This is a genomic window from Flavicella sp. (genome assembly GCF_037132785.1).
In the GTDB taxonomy this organism is placed as follows: Bacteria; Bacteroidota; Bacteroidia; order Flavobacteriales; family Flavobacteriaceae; genus Flavicella.
In genome coordinates, this window is record NZ_JBAHZZ010000042.1 from 1 (window position 1) to 7,934 (window position 7,934).

Here is a 7,934-nt window from a genome sequence, read left to right on the forward strand (position 1 = left end):
CACAAGAAAAGATGAAGGAAAATTCAGAAAATCACATGAAAACACTTCAAAATGACAGCAAAAGGGTAGTCAAATATTTTAAACATCACAACATAAAATATGCTGCGTAAAACTAACGATATATAGATGCGAGGTTAATAAGCACTTTAACGAGCATTTTGAAATGTAATTGGTATAATTCATTGTATTCAAATCATATTTATTCTGAAGATATAAGCATTCGCCAATTAAAATCTGCAGTAAATGATAATTCTCAATACGAAAATTCTTTTTCGACTGTGACATTATTGTGCTCAAGAATTACATCTTTGGTTATCACTAATATGGTTGAAAAACATGAATTAAAGAAGAGTTCTTATTCTAAAGCACCTTTAAAGCTGAAAAAAGTAATTGAATAAATAAACTATCAAACCAACTAAAATAAACGATTTGCCACAAAAGAACTTTGGTAAAAAACAAGTAAAATTTGATTAATTCACTTGTAATACCAAATGAATTTCAGAGTGGTTGATAATAAATTTGAATTATTTTTTTCTTTAAATGAAATAAAAAATATAATCAGAGCCAAGGTTACGGCTCTATTTTATATTGAAATATAAAGGAAATAAAAACTAGTTTAATCAATCATTTTGATGTTTTTTTTGGTATTAATCCCACATTCCATTTGATTCAGTCAAAATTATAGCTTTTTCGTTTGTAATTAATATTGTTTGTTCGTGTTGAGTTACATATCCGCCTTTATTTCCAATTAAAGTCCAGCCATCATTCAACTCAACAGCAATAGTCGATTTTGTTGATATAAAAGTCTCTATTGCAACAGTTGTGTTTTTCTTAAATCTTTCTCTGTTAGTTCTAACTCGGTAGTTTAAAATATTTTCAGGTTCTTCGTGTAAACTTCTTCCAACTCCATGTCCTGCTAAGTTTTGGATTACTTTAAATCCATATTTTTTTGCTTCGGTTTCTATCAAGTATCCAATGTCAGCAATTTTTACTCCTCTTTTAATATTACTTATAGCTTTATGTAATATGTTTTTAGAAGCATCTACAAGTGGTTGGTGTTTATTAATATCCTTTCCAAGGACAAAAGACCCTCCGTTATCAGACCAAAACCCATTCAGCTCTGCAGAAACATCAATATTGATTAAATCCCCTTCTTTTAGAATTTTTTTCTCGGAAGGTATACCATGTGCAGCTTCTTGGTTCACACTTATGCACGAATACCCAGGAAATCCATAAGTTTCATAAGGTGCCGATTTAGCTCCGTAATTTTTCAAAAGATTGCCTCCGTATTCGTCTAATTCTTTAGTTGACATACCGATTTTAGTGTATTCTCTCATTAACTTGAGTGTAGTTCCAACAACATCACTAATTTTTTTCATTCCTAAAAGTTCGGACTCTTTGGTTATCGACATTTCTTTGTTTTTTAATTGGCTACTACATCACACTAAGAATAGTAGCGGATTTTAGGGTACTTACCTTTCAGTTTATCACTAAAGAGTGAACAAAGATACGACCTTTGAGTTTAGCAATAAAACCCTAAATACGTATATTTATTGCGTGTATGTACTTTAATAATCAGGCAGTTAAAATTTAGTTTTTCAAATTCATTCTTCCTAGAGTGTCTCCCGCTAGTATTTATTATTGGCGATAAAGAGAGTGAGTAGTCATAAATTTAAGAACTACTTTAAGTATGTTTTGGAATAGCTTTGAGTAGAAACCTATAAATTCCAGACCAATCTAGTTGTAAGAGGTGTCGTAATAAATCCAGAAAACTGGAAATAACCAAGTGGAAGAAATTATTAAGAGGATAATATGGTTATGGAAATTGATAATATTGGTTTTATGGGGTAATAAAATGGTTATAGTTATTTGTCTATGCCACTTGTGAATACTTGCGGTAGCGTGGGTTCCAATTTTATTTTGTGAAAGAATTTTTTTTCGGTTTCAAATTGTATCTTGCAATAGATAAAAATCTATTGTAATTTATGAATTGGGAGCGGTTACTGTCCTTAAAAAGGGCTGGAGATACACAAAGGAGAGAAAGGAACAAGCAAAATGAAACTCGCTTAGGTTTTGATGTGGATTTTGATAGAATTGTGTTTTCCTCTTCATTCAGAAGTTTACAAGATAAAACTCAAGTAATTCCTGTGTCTAAAACAGATTTCGTACATACGCGATTAACGCATAGTATGGAAGTTTCTGTTGTAGGAAGGTCTTTAGGGAGAATTGTTGGGCAAAAAGTAATCGAAAAATATCCAAATTTAAAAGACCTCGGATATAGGTTTAATGATTTTGGTGCTATTGTAGCTGCCGCAGCTTTAAGTCATGATATTGGAAACCCTCCCTTTGGGCATAGTGGAGAAAAAGCAATTGGAGAGTATTTTAAATCGGGGAACGGACTTCAATACAAATATGAATTAACTGATAAGCAGTGGCAAGATTTTATTGACTTTGAAGGGAATGCCAATGGTTTTAAGATTCTATCTGAAGGAGGTTTAGATTCAGGCTTGCGATTGTCTTATGCAACTTTGGGTGCTTTTATGAAATACCCTAAAGAATCTTTGCCTAAAAAACTAACCAGACATATTGTAGATAAGAAGTATGGTGTTTTTCAATCTCAAAAAGATTTTTTTGTTGATGTTGTTTCAGATTTAGGACTAAAACCTTTGAGAGAAGGAAATGATTTGGCCTACAATCGACATCCATTGTCTTTTTTAGTGGAAGCTGCTGATGATATTTGCTATACCATTATCGACTTTGAAGATGGTATAAACCTTGGTCTTATTGAGGAAGAATTTGCCTTAGAATATTTAATAAAATTAGTAAAAGATACCATTGACAGAAAAAAATACCATTCTTTAAAATACAAAAAAGATAGGGTAAGCTATTTAAGGGCTTTGGCTATTGGTACACTTGTTCAAGAAGCGGCAAGCGTGTTTTTAGAGAATGAAGAGACCATATTAAATGGTGATTACAGTATTTCTTTATTGGATAAATGTAAATATGAAGCCCAAATAAATGATATCATACAAATTAGTGTTGATAAAATTTACAATAGCCATAACGTAGTAGAAAAGGAAGTTGCAGGGTATAAAATTATCGCTGATTTATTAGATGTTTTTATTACATCTGTTAATAATATGTACTTAGGAAAAGCATCAAATTACAATAAATTAATTTTTAAACTGTTACCTGAAAATTGTACATATCTTTCTAATTCTGTTTATGATCGGGTTATGATGGTTTGTAGTTTTATAGCCGGAATGTCAGATGGCTATGCTATTTTATTACACAAAAAAATAAGTGGAACATCCCTTTAAAACACAGCATGAAAAAGGTTGGGTTTAGATAAAAAATTAAAAATTAGAGGATGACGAAATATAAAGTATTAATAGTTTGTTTGCTTTTAGGAGTGTCATTTTACGGGCAGGAAACAGCACCAAGTTACTTATTGTATCAATATAATATGAATATTTTAAACCCTGCTTATGCCGGTGTTAGTGAAAAGACTGAAATTGGATTTGGTTTCAGAAAAAAACAAATGGAATTTAACGATGATTCTGGAACTCAATTTATTTCTTTTTCTAAGGGTATCGGACGTAATTTGGGGATAGGTATTTCTATTGTTAATGACAAGGTCTTTATTTCTAAAGAAACGAGTACAGTTGTTGATATTTCTTATAAATTACAAATGGATCGCACGACAAACCTCTATTTTGGTATGAAAGCAGGCGGAACGTTTTACTCTATAGATTTTAATTCCTTAGGAGTTAATGATCCATTGTTTGCTGATAATATAAGTACCTTTAGTCCAGTAATTGGTGTTGGAGCGTATTTAAAGGGGGAACACTATTTTATAAACCTTTCCTCTCCAAATGTAATTTTAAGCGAGGTGCAGAGTCCAAGAATAAATAGTGAAGGTGAAATAAATTCTGAGGTTATAAATGAAAAATTACATGTTTATTTAGGCGGAGGATATCAATTTAGCATAACGGAAACAATTGATTTAACCCCTTCAGTTTTTTCTAGATTTGTATCAGATGAGGATCTGTTGTTGGATATTTCTGCCGTTGCCGATTTTTCAAATAAAGTTGAAGCAGGTATTACTTATAGGTTGAATACTTCAGTGGTAGGATCCGTACTATTAAAAATAGTTAAGAATACTTCTTTCGGGTACGCTTATGAGTCAACAACATCAAAATATAGTGCCTTGTCTTCAGGGACACATGAGTTTATCGTTAAATTTTCTTGGTAGGAAAAGAAATTAAAAAGAGTAAGTAACACCAATTCCTAGTAGTTGTTTTAACTGTATTTCGGGCTTTTCAGTCTCGCTGTTGATTACGTTATCATCATAGACTATATGGGTTCCTACATTTGCTGTTACAAATTTATTTACAGTAAGTTTAAGTGTTAATTCCCAATCAATATCAATATTTGAAAAGTCGTTTAAATAATCTGTATATAAAATAAGCTTATTATTCATAAGGATATTTTTCATCAAGTCATGTTCCCATTCACCAGTGGTTAAAATCCCAAATTCAACTTTTGATTTATCTCCGAGATCTACACCAAAAGAACCTTGATTTGATAGAGTTTCGTCAAGTACCAATGTCGTTTTGTTTGTAATTGGAGATAAATATAATTTAAATTTTTTGTCAGGAGAGGTATATTGAGACCCAATACCTGCAAAGATATAAGCAGGAGCGAAAAGATTAGAAATTTGGTTTTCACGGTCTGGATAATTGTATCCAGGCGCAAATTGGGTTCTAAAATTAAACCGAGCAGAATTGTACCAATTAGACGTTTCGGTTTTACGATATCCAAAATTTGAAATAAATTCCAGAACATCATCTGTTTTACGTACATCTTGCCCTTCCTCTCTATTTAAGCCATAACTACTTTTTAATTGGTTGGTCCAGAAAAGACGATCTTTTTTATAGTTAAACTCTAAATTCACTGTCATAGTTCCTGAGATAGAGTTTAGTCCACCGGCACTCCAGTTTACGAAAGCAGTTTGAGTCATTAACAATCCAAGAGTTTTTTTAAATGCCCATTGAGAGGATTTAACAATCTTTTTTTGTTTCGGAGCCAAAGAGTCCTTTTCAACATTTGCAGATATGTTGAAGGAAAACAACAGTAATAATATTATAAATAAGATTTGTTTCATGATTTGGTGAGGTGTTAAGTATCAAAAAAAGTGCCAAAAATCATAATTTACTTGATATCAATTTTTTAATATTTTCTGTATCTAAGTCAATAGATGATAATAGTTCGTCAGTTGTACCATGTTCTACAAATTTATCTGGAATCCCAAGAATTTCAATTTGCTTATTTATATAATTATATTCTTGAGAAAATTCAAGAATAGAACTTCCAAATCCACCTTTTATAACATGATCTTCAATCGTGATTATTTTGTCAAATTTATTAAATATTTGCTTTAACAATAGAATGTCTAAGGGTTTTATAAAAAGTAAATTGTAATGAGCTACGCGTTGTTTTTGACCAGTAGGCAAGTCATTAATTATCAAATTTATTTTAGTTCCTATTGCTCCAATTGTAAGTATAGCAAGATGGCTTCCTTCTTTCAAGATTCTGCCAACTCCGATTTTTATCTCTTGAAAAGGTTGTTTCCAGTGTTCATTTTGACCTTGTCCCCTTGGGTATCTTATTGCAATAGGAGATTTTAAGTTACCTAATTGTACTGTGTATAGAATGTTTCTTAAATCAATTTCGTTTTGAGGAGCGAAAATGATTAGATTGGGGATACATCTTAAAAAACTAATATCAAAAACCCCATGGTGTGTTGCGCCATCATTTCCTACCAATCCAGCACGGTCGATACAAAAAACAACAGGTAAGTTTTGTAAGGCAACATCATGGATTATCTGATCGTATGCACGTTGTAAAAAAGTTGAATATATAGTACAGTAAGGGATGAGTCCTTGTGTTGCCATTCCTGCTGCTAAGGTAACAGCATGTTGTTCTGCAATACCCACATCAAAAGCCCTTTCAGGAAAAACTTCTATCATATATTTTAATGAGCTACCCGTAGGCATAGCAGGAGTTATACCAATAATATTCTTATTCTTTTTTGCCAATTCCAACAAAGTAAGTCCGAAAACATCCTGGTACTTTGGAGCCTTATTTAAGTTTTTAGAAGGTTTTAATTCACCCGTTATTTTATCGAATTTACCTGGAGCATGGTATTTTATTTGTTCCTGTTCTGCCTTTTTTAAACCTTTCCCTTTTGTAGTTACGATATGTAAAAACTTAGGTCCTTTTATTTTTTGAAGTCTTTGCAACTCTTTTAATAATTCAGGTAAATTATGTCCATCTATAGGCCCGATATATTTAAAATTTAATGCTTCGATCATATTCCCTCCTGAGGCTTTATAACCAATTTTTGCTTTCATTAAGTATTCTTTCAATGCACCAACACTTGGGTCAATTCCCATAGCATTGTCATTTAATATAACCAATAGATTTGCATCAGTAACTCCAGCATGGTTTAAGCCCTCAAAAGCCATGCCTGAGGCTATAGAAGCATCACCAATAACCGCAATATGTTGCGTGTTATTATCTCCTTTTATTTTAGAGGCCATTGCCATTCCTAAAGCAGCGGAGATGGATGTAGATGAATGCCCTGTTCCAAAAGAATCATATATACTTTCGTTTCTGTTCGGAAAGCCACTTAAGCCATTTAGTTGTCTGTTTGTATGGAAAACATTTTTTCTCTCAGTCAGTATTTTATGCGGATATGCTTGATGACCGACATCCCATATAAGAGAGTCATTGGGAGTGTCAAAAATATAATGCAAAGCGATGGTTAATTCGATAACTCCTAAACTAGCACCTAAATGCCCTTCTTTGGTCGCTACAATGTCAATAATATAGTTTCTTAATTCTTTAGCAAGATTTGGTAGCTCACTTGCGTGAATTCTTCTTAAATCTTTAGGATTATTGATTGTATTTAATATTGATGTCTCCATAAAATAGCAATGACAAAGGTACTATATTTTAATGCAGTTTTATTTAAAGAAATCTTTATAACTTGTGAGAATTGTATATTTGGTAACAAACCTCAATTTTTAGCTATGTTGAATCCTTTTGATGATACTTATTTTATGAAACGTGCTTTTCAGGAAGCAGAATTGGCTTTTGAAAAGAACGAAGTACCAGTGGGTGCTGTTATTGTAAGTCAAAATAAAATTATTGCTAGAGGTCATAACTTAACTGAAACCTTAAATGATGTTACCGCTCATGCTGAGATGCAGGCTTTTACTGCAGCATCTGATTTTTTAGGAGGAAAGTATTTAAAAAATTGCACACTGTATGTTACCTTAGAACCTTGTCAAATGTGTGCTGGTGCAAGTTATTGGGCTCAGATTGGGAAAATCGTCTTTGGGGCTTCAGATAGTTTACGGGGATTTGAAAAATATAAAACAACATTACATCCTAGAACTAAAGTTGTCAAAGGAATTATGGAAGCAGAATGTTCTCTGTTATTAAAACGTTTTTTTATTGAAAAGAGAAACTTGAATTAGTTTTTCGTTTTTTTTGATTTCCAGTAGAGGGTTTTATTACTCCGATGTTTGCATTGTAATTCACGGTTTTTATGTAACGTATCTTAGGCTATTGCGAACAAGCTACATCGGACTTTAGATATTGCCTTTTTAGAAGAAACGTTCAGAAAAAAAGCAATTAACACTTCTCAAAATTATTCTATTTCACTTAAGATAGCACCTAACCTATTGAAAATGAATCCTCAAAAAAAAGCCTCAAAAAAACATTACTGAGTTAGTCATTTAGTTTCTGTATCTTAGTGTCCTTAACTATAACAGATATGGATGTTTTTCAAGGTCAAAATATACTGAGTTTTATAAAAGAACTACCAAATGATGAAGCTTGTAAGGCTTATTTAGCCAAAATAA

General features: G+C 32.0%; 6 protein-coding genes and 1 pseudogene. 4 read left to right on the top strand and 3 right to left on the bottom strand.

Annotated elements, in window-relative coordinates; genetic code table 11:
- Positions 1-647 precede the first annotated feature (647 nt).
- A complete protein-coding gene (gene map, locus V5787_RS02640) occupies positions 648-1,412 on the bottom strand; it encodes a type I methionyl aminopeptidase (protein WP_336891734.1) in 765 nt (254 codons plus the stop codon).
- A 573-nt stretch (positions 1,413-1,985) separates the two neighbouring features.
- Here map and dgt point away from each other — a divergent pair.
- Both dgt and V5787_RS02650 read left to right on the top strand, forming a co-directional pair.
- Positions 1,986-3,320 (top strand): dGTP triphosphohydrolase, encoded by a 1,335-nt coding sequence (gene dgt, locus V5787_RS02645; RefSeq protein WP_336891735.1) that lies wholly within the window; start codon positions 1,986-1,988, stop codon positions 3,318-3,320.
- A 50-nt stretch (positions 3,321-3,370) separates the two neighbouring features.
- On the top strand, positions 3,371-4,255 hold the full coding sequence (locus V5787_RS02650; RefSeq protein ID WP_336891736.1) for a PorP/SprF family type IX secretion system membrane protein: 885 nt from the start codon (positions 3,371-3,373) through the stop codon (positions 4,253-4,255).
- A gap of 9 nt (positions 4,256-4,264) precedes the next feature.
- On the opposite strand, the gene V5787_RS02655 is transcribed toward V5787_RS02650, so the two are convergent.
- Positions 4,265-5,167, bottom strand: a complete 903-nt coding sequence (locus tag V5787_RS02655; protein WP_336891737.1) for a DUF3078 domain-containing protein — start codon at positions 5,165-5,167, stop codon at positions 4,265-4,267.
- 40 nt (positions 5,168-5,207) lie between these two features.
- Complete coding sequence (locus tag V5787_RS02660; protein ID WP_336891738.1) at positions 5,208-6,992, bottom strand: 1-deoxy-D-xylulose-5-phosphate synthase; 1,785 nt, start codon at positions 6,990-6,992, stop codon at positions 5,208-5,210.
- A 105-nt stretch (positions 6,993-7,097) separates the two neighbouring features.
- On the opposite strand from V5787_RS02660, the gene V5787_RS02665 reads away from it, so the two are divergent.
- Positions 7,098-7,547, top strand: coding sequence for a nucleoside deaminase (locus V5787_RS02665; RefSeq protein WP_336891739.1), 450 nt, complete (start codon positions 7,098-7,100; stop codon positions 7,545-7,547).
- A 299-nt stretch (positions 7,548-7,846) separates the two neighbouring features.
- Positions 7,847-7,934 (top strand): annotated as a pseudogene (locus tag V5787_RS02670) (IS1595 family transposase); the annotation flags it as partial.